Below are 19,868 nucleotides of genomic sequence, written 5' to 3' on the forward strand. Positions count from 1 at the left end.
CTTAGTGCATGTTGGTCCAGTGTTTTATGGCTATTGTTTATTGTGGTAAGGAGCGCTCTGCAAATGACTGAGCAGCAAGAAAAAATTAATTTACTTGATTTAACCCGGGCACAAATGCAGGCGTTTTTTGTCGAGTTAGGCGAAAAACCCTTCCGTGCCGATCAGGTAATGAAATGGATTTACCACTTCTGTATCGATGATTTCGATAAGATGAGCAATATCAATAAAGTATTGCGCGAAAAATTAAAAGCCCGCTGTGTCATTGATGCGCCCAAAGTGGTGACTCGGCAGGATAGCAGTGATGGCACCATTAAATTTGTTATGGGCTTAAGTGGCGGACAGGAAGTGGAAACGGTGTGGATCCCGGAAAAAGACCGTCGCACGCTTTGTGTGTCATCGCAAGTTGGTTGCGCATTGGACTGCTCATTCTGCTCTACCGCGCAGCAAGGCTTTAACCGCAATTTAACCGTGGCCGAGATTATTGGTCAGGTATGGCGGGTGGCGCAAATCATCGGTAGTTACGGCGACACAGGTGATAAGCCGGTTACCAATGTGGTGATGATGGGTATGGGTGAGCCGCTACTGAACCTGAATAACGTCGTTCCGGCGATGGAGCTGATGCTGGAAGATTTTGGCTTTGGTTTATCGAAGCGGCGCGTAACGTTAAGTACCTCTGGCGTAGTGCCGGCGCTGGATTTACTGCGGGAAAAAATCGACGTGGCACTGGCTATCTCATTGCACGCACCGAACAATGAACTGCGTAACGAACTGGTGCCGGTAAACCGTAAGTACCCGATGGAAGAATTTTTAGCTGCCTCAAGACGTTATGTGGCGAACTCTAAGGCTAATGATAAGGTCACAGTAGAGTACGTGATGCTGGAGGGGGTAAACGACAGCATGGAGCAGGCACATGAACTGGCGCAGGCATTAAGAGATACGCCGTCGAAAATTAACCTGATCCCATTTAACCCTTATCCGGGCTCACCCTACAAACGCTCAAGTAATTCGCGCATTGACAGGTTTAACAAAGTCTTACAAGAATACGGCTTTACTGTTATTGTACGAAAAACCCGGGGCGATGATATCGACGCGGCCTGTGGCCAGTTGGTAGGCGATGTTATCGACCGGACCAAAAGGTTAATTAAGAAGCAGCAAAAAGGGCAGGCAATTGCCGTAAAAGTGCTGCCATAACATCAAGGATGTCGGTGTGGTAAAACAGAAAGTATTACTTAGCCTGTCAATCAGCAGTGTACTGTTGCTAGGCGGCTGTGTATCTGAACAAACCTATGTTGGCACCGATCGGCCGGTGGCCAATCGCACCTTTGACAATATTGAAGCAGCCCGCACCCGTATTTCTTTAGGGTTAAACTATCTGCGCCGTGGTGACAGTTCGCAAGCCAAATATAATCTTGAACGGGCGCGCAGTTTTGCGCCAAATTCAGCCGAGGTATATAGCGCCCTGGCGTATTACTACCAGATGGTCGGCGAAAACAAACAGGCAGAAAACTATTTTCGCGAAGCCATCAGTAAAGACGCTAACTATGCCGATGCGTACAATAACTATGGCGCTTTTTTATGCCAGCTGGAGCGTTATGACGAGGCCGAGCAGTTACTGCTAAAAGCCATTAGCCGGCCGGGCTATATTCGTGTCGCTGAAAGCTATGAAAACCTGGCGTTGTGTCAGCTGCAGCAAAATAATTTTACCAAAGCCAAAACCTACCTGGACAACTCTACCAGCCACAACAGCACCCGTATTACCTCGTTAACGCTGTCAGCGGGGTTATCTTACGCCATGGGCGATAACCGTGGCGCCAAAGCACTACTGGACCGTATTCAGCGGCTGGGTCGGGTATCAGCCCGCACCGTGTTGTTAAGTTATTTGATAGCTGATAAAAATGGCGACCAGGACACGCTGCGTAATGCTGAGCAATTATTGCTTACTTTGTATACTGATACACCTGAAGCGAGGCTACTGCTGCAGCAAAAGCTGCAAGACAGCGAGTTTGAGCAGCTTCGCGAGCGCTACAAAGACAGTTTAATGGCCAATATTGTGGTGCCGGATGAGACCGCAACTAAACCTGAGCTGCCGGCGCAGCCCACTGCCAACCCTAAGCTGAAAATTGTTAAACGTAAAACAGCGGACGACAGCAGCACGAACGCAAACACAAGCGCGGCCAGCAGCCAAACTGGTAGCAGTGCATCAGTGACTACTGCCTCAGCGTTACCCGCAGTCAAAGCACCGACTGCGGTGGTTAGCCAGGCTGCTGCGGTACAGGCCTTACCCACTGAAACAGAACTGTTAGCTGAGGCCAAAGCGCTGGCCGCGCAGCAGGAAGAAGCCGAAAAGCAGGAGGCGCTTGCCCTGCAGCAACTGGCGCAGCAAGAGGCACAGGCACAGCAGGCTGAACCAGCACCAGTGAGTACGCAACCGTCTGTGCAACCGCCAGCGGAGCAGGAAGTTAGTGCCACGGCGCAAACGACGACCCAGACAGAGTTGGCCGAGCCCGAAGTTACCGCAGAAATACCAGCAACACAGCCAACTGACATCACTGCAGGAGCTGCAGCCACAGTCGTCGCTGAAGCAACACTTGCTGAGACAATCGTTGCTGACACAACAATTGCAGAGACAACACTTGTAGAGACAACAGAGCCGGCAGATCCAGCTACTGATGAGGAAGTCACCTCTGATGCGACAGTTGCCTCTGAGGCTATAGCAGATACTGCTGTCACAGCTGATATACCCTTTCATATCGTGCAGCAGTCAGAGTCGCTGTATGCCATTTCGGTAAAACATAATATCCGTCTGCAGCGCTTAATGCAGTGGAACCAGCTCACACCGGACTCTGTGATTAAAACCGGACAAAAAATCTGGTTAGCCGAAGTGTCAGATGAGCAGTTAAAACAGCCTGTAACTGTACCTGCGTTGCCAGAGCGTGAACAAGCTACACCACAGCAGCCGTACCATACGGTGGCAGCGGGAGAAACCATGTTTGGTATTTCGTACCGCTACAATGTGCGCCTGAGCAGCTTTATGCAGTGGAATAATTTAACTGAACAAAGCACGTTAAAAGTCGGCCAGCAGGTATTGGTGGTTGACCCAGCCAGTGTAGAGCCATGAGCCAGCAACAGACTGAACAACTCACCGCTGGCCAGTTACTGCGTGCGGCCCGCGAGCAGCGCAAACTGAGCCAGCAGCAAGTGGCATTACAGCTTAACCTGCGTCCGGATATTATAAATCAGCTGGAGCAGGATCAGCTGGAAGGAACCTTAGAGACCTTTGCCCGTGGTTATGTGCGCGCTTATGGCCGGTTACTAAAACTGCCTGAGGCCGAGCTTATGGCGGCTTTTGGTCGTCATACCGGTCTGGAGAAAAGCCATGCCAAGCCAATGCGGACGTTCTCTAACCGCACTGCACGCCAGGCTACTGAAAACCGTTTTATGTGGTTAACTTACGCCATTGTTGCCTTGCTACTGGTATTGCTATTTATCTGGTGGTGGCAAAGCGACATTACGACAAGTAGCCAAACCGCCACACAAGCGTCGACCGCTCAGCCGGTTGACGACACCGCTGCTGTGGCAGCACCAGGTATTACTGAAGGCCAGACACACTCTGATGCTACGTTAGCAGAGCTAGCGGCTGACAGTTCGACATCTGACAGTAGTGTGTTGGATCTAAGCGAAGCAGCAGACGCTGAAATATCTGCCCCGACCGCCCCGGAGCAGCTTAGCGCTGAGCTTGATCAGCTTATGCCAGTTGTGGGGGATACCTCTGGCGATACGCAAGCGCCACCGGTTGTGGCCGGCGAGATGGCGCAGCTGGAGATGCGTTTTAGCGAGAACTGCTGGATAGATGTGGTTGATGCCACTGGCAGCCGGGTCGCCTTTGGCACCAAGCAAGCCGGTTATATTATGCAGTTAAGCGGGGTTGCCCCCTTTACTATCACCTTGGGTAACCCCAGTGTGGTTAGTATTAGTTTAAATCAGCAAGTCGTTGATATGGCAGGCTTTCCTGCCGGTCGCGTAGCAAAGTTCACCCTTCCTGAGTAAGAATAAGCATGTTTGCAGACAGTCCGATTAAACGCCGTAAAAGCACACAAATTCATGTAGGGTCTGTACCTGTAGGCGGTGACGCGCCTATAGCGGTGCAGTCGATGACTAACACCCTGACCACCGATGTCGCCGCCACCGTAGCGCAAATTCAAGCTATCGCCAAGGCAGGTGCTGATATCGTGCGGGTGTCGGTGCCCACCATGGACGCTGCCGAAGCCTTTAAGCTGATTAAGCAACAATCGCCGGTGCCCTTGGTGGCGGATATTCATTTTGATTATCGTATCGCACTGAAAGTAGCCGAATATGGCGTGGATTGTCTGCGGATTAACCCGGGTAATATCGGAAGGGAAGATCGCATTCGCGCCGTGGTAGACTGCGCCCGCGACCATAATATTCCCATCCGTATCGGGGTTAATGGTGGCTCGCTTGAAGCCGATATTCAGGAAAAATACCGCGAGCCGACACCCGAAGCGCTGGTTGAATCAGCGATGCGCCATGTGGATATATTGGACAGGCTGAATTTTGATCAATTTAAAGTCAGTGTCAAAGCCTCTGATGTGTTTTTGGCGGTGGGTGCCTATCGCTTGCTGGCCAAACAGATAGTGCAGCCGCTGCATTTGGGTATTACCGAGGCCGGTGGGGCCCGTGCTGGTGCGGTAAAATCCGCTATTGGCCTGGGCATGCTGCTGGCGGAAGGTATCGGTGATACGCTGCGTATTTCGTTGGCGGCCGATCCGGTAGAAGAAGTTAAAGTCGCCTTTGATATTTTAAAGTCGCTGCGCATTCGCTCGCGTGGCATTAACTTTATTGCCTGCCCAAGCTGCTCGCGGCAGGAATTTGATGTGATTAAAACCATGAATCAGTTGGAGCAGCAACTGGAAGACATCACCGAGCCATTAACGGTGTCGGTGATTGGTTGTGTGGTGAATGGCCCGGGTGAGGCTTTGGTGTCGGATTTAGGTGTGGCCGGTGCTAACAAAAAAAGCGGCTTTTACATAAATGGCCAGCGGCAAAAGCTGCGGCTGGATAATGAGCAAATTGCCACCCAACTGGAGCAGCAGGTACGCAGTTATCTGGCGCAGCAAATCGCAGTCCGAAAGGTCGATTAAGCCGGTAACAGGCTTGGTGTTTGCCGTGGTTGCGCCTATAATCGCGGCAGTTTTTTAATTTAACCCGATGGAAGACTCATTTTGTCGAAGCAAATTCAGGCCATTCGCGGCATGAACGACTGCCTGCCGCAGGACACAACGGCCTGGCAGTATGTCGAGCAGATCCTGCGCCATACCGTTGCCAGCTATGGATACAGTGAAATCCGCTTTCCGATAGTGGAAATGACCGAGCTGTTTAAGCGCTCTATTGGTGAAGTGACCGACATTGTCGAAAAAGAGATGTACACCTTTAACGACCGTAATGGTGACAGCTTAACTTTGCGCCCAGAGGGCACCGCCTGTTGCGTACGGGCAGGTAATGAGCATGGCTTACTGTATAACCAGGAGCAGCGGCTGTGGTATACCGGGCCGATGTTTCGTCATGAACGGCCGCAAAAAGGCCGCTACCGGCAGTTTCATCAGTTTGGCTTAGAGGCCTTTGGTATGGCTTCAGCCGATATCGATGCTGAAGTGATTATCTTGTCAGCCCGCCTGTGGCAACAATTGGGCCTTACGCCTTATGTGAAACTGGAGCTGAATTCGCTGGGTTCCAGCGAGTCGCGCGCCGCTTATCGTGAAGCGCTGGTTAGCTATCTGGAACAACACAAAGCCTTACTGGACGAAGACAGCTTGCGCCGCATGCATACTAACCCGTTGCGGGTGCTGGACAGCAAAAACCCGGCTTTGGCCGGGGTGCTGGCGGGTGCGCCACAGCTGGCAGATTATCTGGATGAGGAATCAAAAACTCATTTTGCCCGTTTGCAGCAGCTGTTAAGTCGTGCCGGTATTGAATTTAGCCTTAACCCGCGTTTGGTGCGTGGGCTGGATTATTACAACAAAACCGTATTTGAGTGGGTGACCACTGAATTGGGTGCCCAAGGCACTGTGTGTGCAGGCGGTCGTTATGACGGTTTGGTTGAGCAGCTGGGCGGTAAAGCGACGCCAGCGGTAGGGTTTGCCTTGGGGCTGGAGCGGCTGGTATTGTTGCTGCAAAGCCTGAATTTACTGCCACAGCTGCCTGCAACCGCCGACATTTATCTGATGGCACTTGGCGATGAGGCGGAACTTGCCGCGTTAACTGTTGCCGAACAGCTGCGCAGCGCTTTGCCGGGTAAGCGTATTATGACGCACTGCGGCGGCGGCAATTTAAAGAAACAATTAAAAAGGGCAGATAAGTCTGGTGCCAGCATTGGTCTGATCCTGGGCGAAGATGAGCTGGCACGGGGTGAAATTACCTTAAAATGGTTGCGTGATGACAAGCCGCAGCAAACTTTACTAATCACAGATGTAGCGGCAGTGCTGGCATAATGCTGACAGCGCACTGAGCTTGAAACGGAGTAACGCAGTGGAAATTTATAGTAGCGAAGAACAACAGGTTGAAGCGATAAAGCGGTTTTGGCAGGACTATGGCAAAGCTATAGTGGGTGGTGTGGTGCTGGGGTTAGCCGCATTATACGGTTTTCGTTTTTATCAGGCTGATCAGCGCGAAGCGGCTGAGGCAGCCTCAACCAAGTTCAGCCAGTTGGTTGAGCAGCGTGATGCCAGCGCCAGTGAAGATTGGTTAGCCCAGGCGCAGGGTTTTATTGATGGCAGTAAAGCGGATAACTACGCTGTGCTGGCGGCACTGTTGGCAGCAAAAGATGCCGTAGCATTACAACAGTTTGATAAAGCGGCCACGCAGTTAACTTGGGTGCTGGCCAATACCAAGCAGCCAGAACTGTTGGCGGTTACGCAGCTGCGCTTAGCGCGACTGCAGCGTGAACAGGGCCAGCTGGACGCGGCTTTAGCGACCTTAGCTAAGCCAGTGCCAGAGAGTTTTGCCGCCATACAAGCCGAGCTGAAAGGTGATGTGCTGGTACAGGCTGAGCGTTTAGCCGAAGCCAAAACGGCTTATCAACAAGCGCTAAGCAGCGCCGGTCAGAATACGCAGTTGTTACAAATAAAATTGGATGAGCTGGCGCACGTCACTGCAGCATAACGAGGTAAGCGTGAAATTACAGCTTAAACAGGCATTATTACTGGCAGCCCTGGTACTGGCGGGCTGCTCCAGTAAAGAAGAGCTGGTGTTACCACCGGTGACCAATATCATCGAACCCGATGAAGTGTGGAGCCGCAGCATCGGCTCTGGGGTTGAGCATTATGAGTCCAGCCTGACACCGATTATTGTTAAAGACACCGTGTACGCTGCCAGTCGTGAAGGCCTGGTCGCCGCCTTTGATCTGGCCTCAGGTAAACGTAAATGGCTATTCGACTTACGCAAGCCAGCCGGCAGTTCGCTATGGCAAAGCATTGGTGATGTTTGGTCGGGTGACAATGCCCGCATTTCCGGCGGTTTGGCTTTTGGTTATGACAAACTGTATTTTGGCACCGAAAACGGCGATGTGGTGGCGTTAAGCACCGACGGCGAGCTGGTTTGGCGGGTAGAGGTGCCGGGCGAAGTATTAGCCAGCCCGGCTACCGGCGATGGATTGGTGGTTGTTGCAACGGGTGCGGGTACCTTAATCGCCTTACACCCGGACACCGGCGAGCAGCGCTGGAAGTTTGAAAACGAACAACCTGCTTTGACCTTACGAGGCGTCAGTGAGCCGGTGATTGAATCCGGTGGTGTGATTTATGGCTCAGGTAGTGGCCATATTGGTGTGCTGATTGCCGACCGCGGTTATCAGGCTTGGGAAGAGCAAGTCGCTGTGCCAATGGGGACTACTGATTTGTCGCGGTTAGCTGATGTTGACGCTAAGCCGATTGTACAAGGCGGCACCGTGTACAGTATTGGCTATAATGGCGCTTTAGTGGCGCAGGAGCTACGCAGTGGCCGGCAAATCTGGAAGCGGGATTATGCCAGCTTCCGCAATATGGCCATGCAGGGTGACACCTTGTATCTGGTTGACTCCCAAGGTCGCATTTACGCCATGGACAGCCGCGCCGGTACCGAGCGCTGGTCGCAGTTTGGTTTAAACAAACATTACCTGACCGGGCCCACGGTATACAAAAATTACCTGGTGGTAGGGGATAACCAAGGCAACCTGCACTGGTTAAACCGCGAGACGGGCGATTTTGTTGCCCGCCAGAGTATGGACAGTTCGGGTTTTTACACCGAGGCGGTCAGTAACAGTGATGTGTTACTGGTGCAAAGCCGCAACGGTGAGCTAGTCTTATTACAAACGCCTTAATCCGCCCCGGCGGTGCAAGTTTTTTGAACAGGCCTGTAGTGGGCCTGTTTTGTTATTTTTGAGGTGCACCTAATGTTGCCTGTCGTTGCCCTGGTAGGGCGAGCCAATGTCGGTAAGTCGACACTGTTTAACCGCTTAACGCGCAGCCGTGATGCGCTGGTAGCTGATTTTCCGGGCCTGACCCGCGATCGCAAATACGGCACGGTAAAATATGAAGGCCTGGAGTTTATTGTGGTGGATACCGGTGGTATCGACGGCAATGAGCAAGGCATTGAAGTGGAAATGGCCGAGCAGTCACTTAAAGCAATAGACGAGGCCGATGTGGTACTGTTTATGCTTGACGCCCGTGTCGGTGTGACGGTGGGTGATGAGGCCATCGCTGCGCATATCCGCAAAGTGGAAAAACAAGTGTTTTTGGTGGCGAATAAAACCGACGGTTTGGACGCCGACACCGCCATTGCCGACTTTTATAGCCTGGGCCTGGGCGAAGTGTACCCGATAGCTGCAGCCCATGGCCGCGGCGTGTCGGCGCTGTTAAACCGCGCGCTGGTGCCTTTATTAAGTGATGAACAGCAGCAGGCGTTAAGCAGCGATGTTGCTGATGAAGACGGCCCTGCGCTGGAAACCCTGACCGACGAAGAAGCGGCAGCTGAAGCCGCGCGGCTGCGTAACGAACATATTAAGCTGGCCATTGTCGGCAGGCCTAACGTGGGCAAGTCTACGCTGACCAACCGTATTTTAGGTGAAGAGCGGGTAGTGGTATTTGATATGCCCGGCACCACCCGCGATGCCATTTATATTCCGATGCAGCGCGGCGGCCGTGATTACACCCTCATTGACACGGCGGGTGTGCGCCGACGCGGCAAAATTGATGACATGGTAGAGAAGTTCTCGGTAGTAAAAACACTGCAGGCGATTGAAGATGCCAACGTGGTGATTTTAGTGCTGGACGCCCGGTTGGGTATTTCTGATCAGGATTTAAGCATTTTAGGTTTTGTGTTAAATGCCGGCCGCTCATTGGTTATTGCGGTGAATAAATGGGATGGCTTAAACGACAGCATTAAAGACGAGGTTAAGCGCGAGCTGGACCGCCGCTTGGGCTTTATCGACTTTGCCCGTTTGCACTTTATCTCGGCCTTGCATGGCTCTGGTGTGGGTAACCTGTTTGAATCAGTCGAAGAAGCCTTTGACAGTGCTACTAAACGCCACAGCACGGCGCTGTTAACCCGCATTATGAAAATGGCGCAGGAAGATCACCAGCCGCCACTGGTCAATGGCCGGCGGGTAAAGCTGAAATATGCCCATGCGGGTGGCTACAACCCGCCGCTGCTGGTAATACATGGTAATCAAGTCAACGATTTGCCAGACTCGTACAAGCGCTACCTGATGAACTACTTCCGTAAATCGTTGCAAATGATGGGTACGCCAATTCGTATTGAGTTCCGCGAAGGTGACAACCCCTTTGCGCCGACGAAAAAGAACACTGAAACGCCGCTGCAGAAATACAAGCGTGAGCGCCTGATGAAAGCGCGCAAAAAACTGGAGCAATAAGGATACCGTTATGAATTTTCGCTTCCCGGTTATTGTGATCGACGAAGACTTCCGCTCGGAGAATATCTCCGGCTCAGGTATTCGCGATTTAGCTCAGGCCATTAGCAGCCACGGCTTCGAGGTAGTGGGCTACACCAGCTATGTTGATTTAAGCGCCTTTGCTCAGCAGGCCAGCCGCGCCTCGTGCTTTATTTTATCGATTGACGATGAAGAGTTTGGCAGCGGCAGCGCCGCTGAGATAGATAAGGCGCTTGCCGAGCTGCGTAACTTCGTCAAAGAAGTACGTAAGCGTAATGCCGATATTCCGATTTTTTTATACGGCGAAACCCGCACCACCCGCCATGTGCCGAATGACATACTGCGCGAGCTGCATGGCTTTATTCATATGTTTGAAGACACGCCCGAGTTTGTCGCCAAGCATATTATCCGTGAGGCGAAAAAATACCTCGATGCGTTAGCGCCACCGTTTTTTAACGCCTTAATGGATTACGCCTCTGACGGCTCTTACTCCTGGCACTGCCCGGGCCACTCCGGTGGCGTCGCCTTTTTAAAAAGCCCGGTCGGGCAGATGTTTCACCAGTTCTTTGGTGAAAACATGCTGCGCGCCGATGTCTGTAACGCGGTAGACGAGCTGGGCCAGCTGCTGGACCACACCGGCCCGGTGGCTGAAAGTGAAGCCAATGCGGCGCGCATTTTTAACTGCGACCATTTGTTCTTTGTTACCAACGGCACCTCAACGTCTAACAAGATGGTGTGGCACTCTGTGGTGGCACCGGGCGATATTGTGGTGGTCGACCGTAACTGTCATAAATCGATTTTGCACTCGATTATTATGACCGGCGCCATACCGGTGTTTTTAATGCCAACCCGTAACCACTACGGCATTATCGGCCCGATCCCGAAAAGTGAGTTTTCACCTGCGGCGATTGCGAAAAAGATTGAGGCCAACCCCTTTGCCCGTAATGCGAAGAATAAAAAGCCGCGCATTCTGACTATTACACAAAGTACCTACGACGGTATCTTGTATAACGTAGAAGAAATTAAGCAAGAGCTGGGCTCGACCATCGACACCCTGCATTTTGACGAAGCCTGGCTGCCGCATGCCAGCTTCCACGACTTCTATCACAATATGCATGCCATCGGTAAAGATCGGCCGCGCTCAGAAGACACAGTAGTGTTTGCTACCCAGTCGACCCACAAACTGTTGGCGGGTTTGTCGCAGGCATCGCAAATTCTGGTGCAAAATGCGCAAAACCGCAGCCTGGATACGCACCGCTTTAACGAGTCTTACCTGATGCACAGCTCTACCAGCCCGCAATACGCCATTATTGCCAGCTGTGACGTGGCTGCAGCCATGATGGAGCCGCCAGGCGGCACGGCGCTGGTTGAAGAAAGCCTGTCAGAAGCGATAGATTTTCGTCGTGCCATGCGCAAGGTGGATGCTGATTTTGGCGACGATGACTGGTGGTTTAAAGTATGGGGCCCGGACGAGCTGCCAGAAGAGGGCTTAGGTACACGCGATAACTGGACGCTGCATGCCAAAGACAGCTGGCACGGTTTTGGCGCGATAGAATCTGGCTTTAATATTCTCGACCCAATTAAAGCCACCATTATCACGCCGGGCTTAAACCTGCACGGTCAGTTTGACGAGCAGGGCATACCGGCAGCTATTGTCAGTAAGTATCTGGCCGAGCACGGTATTATTATTGAAAAAACCGGTCTGTACTCATTCTTTATTATGTTTACCATTGGCATTACCAAAGGCCGCTGGAACTCTATGGTAACTGAGCTGCAGCAGTTTAAAGACGACTACGACCAAAACCTGCCGATGTGGCGCGTTATGCCAGAGTTTGCCAAAAAACAGCCGCGTTATGAAAAAGTCGGACTGCGCGATTTATGCCAGCAAATTCACAATATGTACCGTAAGTATGACGTGGCCAAAGTGACCACCGAAATGTACTTATCGACCATTGAAACGGCGATGACCCCGGCTGATGCCTGGGCCAAAATGGCACACCGCGAAATTGAGCGGGTGTCGATTGACGAAATTGAAGGCCGTGTAACGGCTATGCTGGTTACGCCCTATCCACCAGGCATTCCGCTGATGGTGCCGGGCGAGCGCTTTAACAAAACTATTATCAACTACCTGCAATTTACCCGCGCCTTTAACAGCGCCTTCCCAGGCTTTGAAACCGACGTGCACGGCTTAGTGCGCGAAGCGGTAGATGGCGAAGTGAAGTACTTTATTGATGTGGTGAAAGAGTAGTGCTGAGTGGTAAGTGCTTAGTGATGAGTTTAAAAGCTCAGTGCTAAAGGCTTATCGCTAAGGGCTAAACAAAACCGGGTTGGTGTGTAGCACCGCCCGGTTTTTTTATTGTCGGCAGGCTTGGCGTTAACAGCTTGGCTTATAAAAGTTTTAGCAGCTCGCGTTCAATGGCAAATACATGCTCATCGTGCTCGTTCATAGCGCGCAGGGCTTGTGCCAGTTGCAGCACATAATCCCTGTTCGGCCCGCTTGGGCCGGCGCTGCTGGCAATATGGGCGGCAATGTCGCTGTCACTGGCCGGGCCTAAATAGGCTGCGTTATCAGGCGTGGCTAAATACACTATGCCTTCTGTTTCACCTTGCCTGCTGTTGTCAGAATCAGCCAGCCAATGCAGCGGGGTAAATACACGCAAATAGCCGTTTTTCTCGCGATGGTCTAAATGCTCAAAGGTATCGGGCGTTACCTGATACGCCATACCCGCGCAGCGCGCACCGGGCGCTTCAACCAAGGTTAACACCCGCCCCGGCGCCTGTGGCGTACCACGGTGATCATGCGAGCCCTGCCAAAACCGCCTTTCCCAGCCATAAATGCAGGCCGGTTTAGCATCCAGATATGCAAAGTCGGTTTTATAAATCAGTGAGCCATAGCCAAACAGCCAGACTGATTCCAGATGAGCCAGCGGCTGGCGCTGTTGGTTTAAGGTAATGGTGTTGTGAGACATAAAGTTCTGCTTAGCCAAAAACAGCATTGTATTTTTATGCAGCGACCAGTGAAAGTCTTTATTAGACAGTGGAAAATGGGGTCGTTACCGGCTTTACAAATCCACTAGCTGATAGCGGCTGAGTAAGGCTGCGTAGGCATCACTTTTTTTGTAGCGATGTAAAGCCTGGTCAAAGCGGCGGACCAGCTCTGGCGTTACGCTGCTTTGCCGGCTAAAGGCGAAGTAGATATCGACATAATCCAGCACTGGGTAAAGCACCTGCACCTGAGCATCGGTTTGTTTTAGCTCGGGGGCGTGGCGCACGGTTATGAGTGAGGCTATGCCTAGCTGCAGCCGGCGTTTAATCAGTTGCTTAAACAGCATAGGGTCGGAATCTACTACCGCGGCGCGGCTAAATTCCAGCCGGTCTATCAGTGGGCCATAAGAAAAATCACGCACTACGGCTACCGGTTGCTGGCTGAGTTTGGCCAGGTCACCATCAAATTGTGTCTGGCACGGCGTAGCACATAGCAGCACTATAGGGTCACGCAAATAACTCTCGGTACTGAAGTAAAACTGCTCTGCTCTGGCATCGGTTTTATAAAATACGGTAATAACATCGGCTTTACCGCTGGCTACGTGCTGTACTACCCGGCTCCAGGGCAAGCGCTGCCATTGCACGCTTAAACCCAGATCGGTAGCGACCGCCTGTAATATATCAACGGAGAAGCCTTGCAAGGTTTCGCCTTGCTGATAATAAAACGGTGGGTAGTCATCTGCCGATACCGCCACGCGTAGCGCCTGCGCATGCAACTGAAACAGCATCAACAACAAACCAGCGAGTAAAAAGCAGCGATGCCAGAATAACCAGCGCCGTATTGGTTGTGGGCATGCTATCGCGCTATCCATAGCAGTAGCCTTTGAACTACACATAGCTAAACTATAGTCCGCTGTTAACAAGTCACCAGCATTTTTTCTATGGATTTACCAGTTTAAAAGGAAAAGCCTGCCTTAGGCACATAGCGGCTAGTAGCCTTCGGCGCCTTCCTGATAACAAAAGCGGATACCGTTTTCCACCTTGCAGCGCGTTTTGGGTTGTTCAGGTTCACCTTTTACTGTTGCAATGACTTTTTTCGCGATAGCGATATCGGCTTCTAACCCCAGCTGGCTGAATGCCATTTCCGGCTGGTGAGTCGTGTTTTGCTCCATTAACGGCGTGTTGCGGCGGTCTTCTTCAAATAGCGCATGGTCTGCCACCATGCCCAGCACGGTACAGCCGCTGATAAAGGGTAGGGTGGCACAGCCCAAAACCAGTGCTAACTGGCGTACTGAGAATGTCGCAGGGAAAGGCATAATGCAGTCCTGATGCTGTGTAAATAACGTCGTGGCGGCAACTGTAGCGCTGTAGCTGAAATTTTACAATCTGTATACAGAGGTTTAATGCAAATTTACCTGGCTAAGGCTGTTGGTTGGAGCCTCAAGCTGCGGGAGAATGCCGGGAAATAACGATGAACAGCGCTTTTAGCTTTACTTCCTGCCTGTAGGGGTTAGAATACGCGCGCTATTCTGAGCACTGAGCCAATTTTTACCGCGCTCTGGTGATAAAAATAAGGTAATTGCAATGCATCCGATGTTAATCATCGCGGTTCGCGCTGCCCGTTATACCGGTAACGTTGTTACATTTATCCGCCTGCTGCTGGCCGCGCTGTGTTGTCAGGTTTTGCCTGCGGCCTGCACTAAAACGTTACCCATTACCGTCATTGCACCTCTTCGGCAATACCCCTCTCAGAGTAAACCCCTTTCTAAACAGTGCTGTTTCAATCCACGTTCGTATTGCATCGGCAACACTGCTTTATTACCCAGTTTTAAATTAAACCCGTTCAATATATAGCGGAGAGCTTTGGCAATGGTACTCACCCTGACATCCACGCTGGCACTATTTGTGTTAATAGCGCTGTCCACCGTAGTTTATTTTGCATCTAAACGTCTGAAAATGCCCTACACAGTGCTTTTGGTGTTGGTGGGCCTGCTGCTTGTGCCGATAGTCAGTTTGCCTTATCTCAGTACGGTGTTTGGCTTTATTAGTGAAATGGCTTTAACGCCGGAGCTGCTGTTTTTTATCTTCCTGCCGGTACTGATTTTTGAGTCTGGTTTTAATATGAATTTTCGCAAAATGGTCGACAATGCCTGGGCCATTTCGCTGTTAGCTATCGTTGGCCTGTGTATCTCGGCGGTTATTATCGGTGTTGTGCTGTATTACCTGTTACCGTTAATTGGCATAGAAGTACCACTTATCCTCACCTTAATGTTTGGCGCCATTATTTCGGCAACCGATCCGGTGGCGGTGCTGTCAATGTTTAAAGAGTTTGGTGTGCCACGCCGGCTGGGCATGATTTTTGAGGGTGAAAGTTTATTTAACGATGGTACGGCGGTGGCGCTGTTTTTTGTGTTTTTTGCCATTGCTACCGAGGGCTTCTTTGGCAGTACCACAGTGCTGCACGGAGTAAGCGAATTTTTAATCATGTTGTCCTCGGGTATTGTCATCGGCTTACTGATGGCCGGCTTGTTTTCCAAGGCGCTGCACTATACCAAGCGCAACGAATTTGTAACTGTGACCTTGTTGGTGATTTCAGCGCATCTGGTGTTTATTCTGACTGAGCTCATCAACAGCCTGGGTTATTTCCACGTGTCGTCCATTATTGCCACAACCGTCGCCTCGCTGTTTTTGGGCAATTACTCGCGCAATATTCTGGCGCCCAAGGTGGATGAGTATTTAAGTAAACTGATTGAACACATGGCCTTTATTGTTAACTCGCTGGTGTTTTTGATGGCGGGCCTGCTGTTTGCCAGCTTAGGCGTGAATTTTGCCGAGTTGTGGTTGCCTATTTTAGTGGCGGTGATGGTGGTGGCGCTGACCCGTATTGTGGCCGTGTATGCGGTGATGCTGCCGTTAAACATGAGCAAAGTGGAAGAGCAGATCCCGTCATCCTGGCGCAAATTACTGGCCTGGGCCAGTTTGCGCGGCGCCTTGTCGATTATTATCGTGCTGATTATCCCGGCAGACTTTACATTAGAAGGCTGGAGCCTGCCGTACTCGCCGCGTGATTTCTTGTTAGCCCTGACTATCGGTTGTATCCTGGCTACGTTGTTTATTAAAGCGCCGATGATTGGCCCCATGATGCGCCGCTATAAGATTAATGCGGCCGAGCCACTGGAAACAGCGCACCGTGCTGATTTGGGTATTTACTACCTGCTGATGGAGCGCTCACGCTTACAAGAGCACCGGGCGAAGGGGTTTTTCAGTGAAGAGAAATTCCAGTTTCTGCTGGCGCAGGTCGAGCAAAAGCTCAGTGAGGCCAAGGCCGAGCGGCAGAGCCTGATGCAGCGTTACGGCCGGACGGTGTTTGTGCAATCACTGCATTTGGCCATGGTGAATATTGAGTTCACCATCCTGAAGCGGCTGTATATCAACAATGAAGTCAGCTTAAGGCCTTATCGCAAGATTTACAGCAAGCTGTTCTTGCAAAAAGAAAAAATTGAGTACGCTCAGCATAACAATATTGACCCTGATGCGTTTCGTGAGCGCAAAGACATTTTTGAAGCGCTGGCCACCATGATGCATACGCTGTTTAGCCGTAAAGTCAGCGAAGCCAAATTACTGGAAGAAAAGCTGGAGTACTACCGCAGCCAGATGATAGTTGCCAGAAAGGCATTAATTATTATTGGACTAATGCAGGATAACTTTGACGAACCGGTATTCCAGCAAGATATTTATACCGAAGTCACCGGCTTGTACCGACACTACCAGGCACGTAATGCGGAAAAATTAGCGACTCTTTGTGCCCAGCATCCGCAGACATTACCGGCGCATATGGAGCAGTTGGCTAACCAGTCGCTGGCGCAATCTGGCCAGCGGGCACTCAATTACCTGCATGAGAATGGCCTGGTAACAGAAGCGGCAGAAGAGGAAATACGCCATCGTTTTGATACCAGCGCTAAAACGGTTTAATCAATCTAAACTACCGGCGGCACTAGCCGCCGGTAAGCTTTATTACCTCGGCTTCAAAGCCACCCTCTGCCAGCTTTACCTGCACTTTATCTCCCGGCTGTAACTGCTGGTGGTTACTCACCACCTGCTGTTTGGCGTCAAAGGTAATGCTGTAGCCGCGTGCCAGTGTAGCCAGCGGGCTTACCGTATTTAACTGGCTGCCAAGCGCCGCCAGCTGTTGTTTACGCTGTTTAAGCAAAGCGTGCTGGGCGTTAATCAGCCGGCGCTGTAACTCGTCAAGTTTAAGGCTGTGCTGTCGCAGGCTTTTAACCGGTGATAACTGGCGCAGGCTTTTATCACCATACTGCTGGCGTTGCTGCGCAGCGTTAAAGATGCGCTTAATGGTGGCTGTTAGACGCAGTTGCAGCTCATCCAGCCGCTGTTGTTGCTGCTGCAGGCGGCGTTTGGGGTGCAGTGCAATAAGGCGCTGGCTTAAATTGAGCAGTGTTGGTGCGGCGTGTTGCAAGCGGCTGCGCTGCGCCTGCACTAAGCGGTTTTTCAACTGCAGTATGCGGTCTATTAGATGCGACTGATCCGGCGATACCAGTTCTGCCGCGGCAGAAGGTGTTGGGGCGCGCACATCAGCAACAAAGTCGGTCAGGGCAAAATCAATTTCATGACCTACCGCACTAACGATTGGAATAGGGCTGGCGGCTAGCGCACGGCACAGCAATTCATCGTTAAAACACCATAAGTCTTCCAGCGAGCCACCGCCGCGGCCAATAATTAATACATCCACCTCATTGCGCTGTATCGCCCGGCTTAACATAGTGCGAAGCTGGGCAGCTGCCGTCTCGCCTTGCACCTGGCTGGGGTAAATAATGACTTCAATACCGGGCGCCCGGCGTTTAAGTACGGTAACGATATCGCGCACCGCTGCACCGGTCGGCGAGGTAATTACCCCTACACGTTGCACCTGTGCTGGCAGTGGTTTTTTGCGCTCTGCTGCAAATAAGCCCTCGGCCTGCAATTGCGCTTTTAACTGCTCAAACTGCTGCTTTAGCAAACCGGCGCCGGCGCTTTCGATAAACTCAGCCAGTAGCTGGTACTCACCGCGCGGCTCGTACACGCTAATGCGGGCACGAATAAGTACCTGCTGACCGTTTTGTGGCCTAAAGCTGCTGTTACGGTTAGCCATTTTAAACATGGCGCACTTTACCTGGGCGGCATTGTCTTTTAATGAAAAGTACCAGTGGCCGCTGGCCGCAGCGACAAAGTTAGACACTTCGCCCTGTAGCCACAGTGTTTGAAACTGTAGCTCCAGCGTTAAACGCACTTCGCTGTTTAAACGCGATACGGTATAAATATCCGGGTTGGTCATGGCACATGTTGTGTTGGCTGTACTGAATGACGCTTAGGGTAACATAAAACAAAAAACCGTTTGTGATACGCGCGTAAAACCGTTAAAATTGCGCCGCAACATTCCCTATCTTTTCAGCCACAGCGAGATTGTTGCAATGCTCAGGATCAAACAAGAAGCCCTTACCTTTGACGATGTGTTACTGGTACCGGCGCACTCTACTGTTCTACCTCATACGGCCGATTTACGTACCCGACTGACCAAAAGCATCACGCTGAATATTCCTATGGTATCTGCGTCTATGGACACAGTAACCGAAGCCCGCTTAGCCATAGCGCTGGCGCAGGAAGGTGGCTTAGGTTTTATTCATAAAAACATGACCATTGAAGAGCAGGCAGCTAATGTACGCCGGGTAAAGAAATTCGAAAGCGGTGTGGTGTCTGATCCGGTTACGGTTACGCCAGACATGAGCATCCGTGAAGTGCAGGCCATGGCGCAGCAACACGGTTTCTCGGGTTTTCCGGTGGTTGATGCCAGCAACAATCTGGTAGGTATGCTGACCAGCCGCGATATGAGCTTTGAAGCCAACAACAGCGAAAAAGTGGCCAGCTTAATGACGCCACGTGAGCGTTTGGTGACAGTGCTGGAAACTGCGCCACGCGAAGAAGCCTTTAAAAAGATGCACCAGCACCGCATCGAAAAGGTGCTGGTAGTGGATAACGACTTTAAATTAAAAGGCCTTATCACAGTTCGTGACTACTACAAAGCCGCCAGCAAGCCAAACGCCTGTAAAGATGAATTAGGCCGCCTGCGGGTAGGTGCAGCTGTGGGCGTGGGCCCGGGCACTGACGAGCGCATTGCCGCGCTGGTGGAAGCTGGTGTCGATATTCTGCTGATTGATACCTCGCATGGCCACTCGCAAGGCGTTATCGACCGTGTAAAGCAAACCCGTGCCCAGTACCCTGATTTACAAATTGTCGCCGGTAACGTGGCTACCGCTGCTGGCGCGAAAGCACTGGCAGAAGCTGGCGCCAATGCGGTGAAAGTGGGTATCGGCCCCGGCTCTATCTGTACTACCCGTATTGTCACCGGTTGTGGTGTGCCACAAATTACCGCCATTTCTGAAGCTGCCATGGGCGTGGCCGGCACTGATGTCACCATTATTGCTGATGGCGGCATCCGCTTCTCGGGCGATATTGCCAAAGCCTTGGTGGCTGGCGCCAACTGCGTGATGGTGGGTTCTATGTTTGCTGGTACTGAAGAAGCGCCGGGCGAAGTAGAGCTGTATCAGGGCCGTTACTACAAGTCTTACCGTGGTATGGGCTCATTAGGTGCGATGGCGCAGCGTAATGGCTCGTCTGACCGTTATTTCCAGGGCAGCAACAATGCTGAGAAACTGGTACCTGAAGGCATTGAAGGCCGGGTGGCATACAAAGGCCCGATGGAAAACATTATTCACCAGCAAATGGGCGGCCTGCGCAGCGCCATGGGCTTAACCGGTTGCCCAACCATTGACGACTTACGCACCAAGCCTGAGTTTGTCCGGGTCACCTCGGCGGGTATGGGCGAGTCGCACGTACATGATGTGCAGATCACCAAAGAAGCCCCGAACTACCGTTTAGGCTAAACTGATTT

At 51.7% G+C, this 19,868-nt stretch carries 15 protein-coding genes; 11 read left to right on the forward strand and 4 right to left on the reverse strand.

From position 1 onward, the window contains the following. Positions 1-63: 63 nt before the first annotated feature. The 9 genes from rlmN (at position 64) to ABGI61_RS09385 (ending at position 12,185) form a co-directional block, all read left to right on the forward strand. Positions 64-1,191 (forward strand): dual-specificity RNA methyltransferase RlmN, encoded by a 1,128-nt coding sequence (gene rlmN, locus ABGI61_RS09345; protein WP_347600264.1) that lies wholly within the window; start codon positions 64-66, stop codon positions 1,189-1,191. Positions 1,192-1,207: 16 nt separating this feature from the next. Continuing rightward, entirely contained in the window at positions 1,208-3,118 is a 1,911-nt protein-coding gene (pilW, locus tag ABGI61_RS09350) for a type IV pilus biogenesis/stability protein PilW (protein WP_347600267.1), read from the forward strand. After that, positions 3,115-4,047, forward strand: a complete 933-nt coding sequence (locus tag ABGI61_RS09355) for a RodZ domain-containing protein (protein ID WP_347600270.1) — start codon at positions 3,115-3,117, stop codon at positions 4,045-4,047. The genes pilW and ABGI61_RS09355 overlap by 4 nt, the downstream gene beginning before the upstream one ends. Before the next feature lie 8 nt (positions 4,048-4,055). Next, on the forward strand, positions 4,056-5,159 hold the full coding sequence (gene ispG, locus ABGI61_RS09360; RefSeq protein WP_347600273.1) for a flavodoxin-dependent (E)-4-hydroxy-3-methylbut-2-enyl-diphosphate synthase: 1,104 nt from the start codon (positions 4,056-4,058) through the stop codon (positions 5,157-5,159). Positions 5,160-5,240: 81 nt separating this feature from the next. Continuing rightward, positions 5,241-6,506: a histidine--tRNA ligase gene (hisS, locus tag ABGI61_RS09365; protein ID WP_347600276.1), complete on the forward strand. Its 1,266-nt coding sequence runs from the start codon at positions 5,241-5,243 to the stop codon at positions 6,504-6,506. A 37-nt stretch (positions 6,507-6,543) separates the two neighbouring features. Further along, on the forward strand, positions 6,544-7,176 hold the full coding sequence (locus ABGI61_RS09370; protein ID WP_347600279.1) for a YfgM family protein: 633 nt from the start codon (positions 6,544-6,546) through the stop codon (positions 7,174-7,176). Between the two features lie 10 nt (positions 7,177-7,186). Further along, positions 7,187-8,368 carry an outer membrane protein assembly factor BamB gene (gene bamB, locus ABGI61_RS09375; RefSeq protein WP_347600282.1) on the forward strand — a complete coding sequence of 394 codons (1,182 nt, stop codon included), beginning with the start codon at positions 7,187-7,189 and terminating at the stop codon, positions 8,366-8,368. Between the two features lie 72 nt (positions 8,369-8,440). Next, a complete protein-coding gene (gene der, locus ABGI61_RS09380) occupies positions 8,441-9,919 on the forward strand; it encodes a ribosome biogenesis GTPase Der (protein ID WP_347600285.1) in 1,479 nt (492 codons plus the stop codon). A gap of 10 nt (positions 9,920-9,929) precedes the next feature. After that, positions 9,930-12,185 carry an Orn/Lys/Arg family decarboxylase gene (locus tag ABGI61_RS09385; protein WP_347600288.1) on the forward strand — a complete coding sequence of 752 codons (2,256 nt, stop codon included), beginning with the start codon at positions 9,930-9,932 and terminating at the stop codon, positions 12,183-12,185. 139 nt (positions 12,186-12,324) lie between these two features. On the opposite strand, the gene ABGI61_RS09390 is transcribed toward ABGI61_RS09385, so the two are convergent. The 3 genes from ABGI61_RS09390 to ABGI61_RS09400 form a co-directional block, all read right to left on the reverse strand. Beyond that, positions 12,325-12,906 (reverse strand): gamma-glutamylcyclotransferase, encoded by a 582-nt coding sequence (locus tag ABGI61_RS09390; protein WP_347600291.1) that lies wholly within the window; start codon positions 12,904-12,906, stop codon positions 12,325-12,327. A gap of 93 nt (positions 12,907-12,999) precedes the next feature. After that, a complete protein-coding gene (locus ABGI61_RS09395; protein WP_347600294.1) occupies positions 13,000-13,794 on the reverse strand; it encodes a substrate-binding periplasmic protein in 795 nt (264 codons plus the stop codon). Between the two features lie 117 nt (positions 13,795-13,911). Beyond that, complete coding sequence (locus ABGI61_RS09400; RefSeq protein WP_347600297.1) at positions 13,912-14,238, reverse strand: hypothetical protein; 327 nt, start codon at positions 14,236-14,238, stop codon at positions 13,912-13,914. Positions 14,239-14,791: 553 nt separating this feature from the next. On the opposite strand from ABGI61_RS09400, the gene ABGI61_RS09405 reads away from it, so the two are divergent. After that, positions 14,792-16,894, forward strand: coding sequence for a cation:proton antiporter (locus tag ABGI61_RS09405; RefSeq protein ID WP_347600722.1), 2,103 nt, complete (start codon positions 14,792-14,794; stop codon positions 16,892-16,894). A gap of 22 nt (positions 16,895-16,916) precedes the next feature. Here the strand turns inward: ABGI61_RS09405 and xseA are convergent, their stop codons facing one another. Continuing rightward, positions 16,917-18,254, reverse strand: coding sequence for an exodeoxyribonuclease VII large subunit (gene xseA, locus ABGI61_RS09410; RefSeq protein ID WP_347600300.1), 1,338 nt, complete (start codon positions 18,252-18,254; stop codon positions 16,917-16,919). Between the two features lie 136 nt (positions 18,255-18,390). Here xseA and guaB point away from each other — a divergent pair, with 136 nt between their 5' ends. After that, positions 18,391-19,860 (forward strand): IMP dehydrogenase, encoded by a 1,470-nt coding sequence (gene guaB, locus ABGI61_RS09415; protein ID WP_347600303.1) that lies wholly within the window; start codon positions 18,391-18,393, stop codon positions 19,858-19,860. Positions 19,861-19,868 lie beyond the last annotated feature (8 nt).

The organism is Rheinheimera fenheensis (genome assembly GCF_039871805.1).
Lineage (GTDB): Bacteria > Pseudomonadota > Gammaproteobacteria > Enterobacterales > Alteromonadaceae > Alishewanella > Alishewanella fenheensis.